At 65.1% G+C, this 332-nt stretch carries 1 pseudogene; it reads right to left on the bottom strand.

Annotated elements, in window-relative coordinates:
* Nucleotides 1-332, bottom strand: a pseudogene (locus KVT32_RS29305) (calcium-binding protein); the annotation flags it as partial.

Raw genomic sequence — 332 nt, forward strand, 5'->3', positions numbered from 1 at the left:
GGCTTGCCGCCGATCATGACCGTGGGCGTGCCCACGTCGCCGGCTTCGATCTGGCCACCGAGCGTGAACGTCAGGGTCGTGTCGGCATCAACCGGCTTGGACAGCGCGACATTGAAGACAGCGTCGTTGCCTTCATTCACATCGCCGGCATCCGAGACGGACAGGGTCGGTACATCCGCACCCGAACCATGGTCGTCAACAATGACGGCGCTGCCCGAGTCAGTGATGGTGCCTGGCAGCGCGATGCCGCTGGCCGAGCTGCCAGTCAGCGTGGCGTCCAGCGTCAGCTGTTCGCGGCCTTCGAAGACGGAGTCATCGGTGGTCGGGACGGT

This window comes from Achromobacter sp. GbtcB20 (genome assembly GCF_019091095.1).
Classification (GTDB): domain Bacteria; phylum Pseudomonadota; class Gammaproteobacteria; order Burkholderiales; family Burkholderiaceae_B; genus Achromobacter; species Achromobacter mucicolens.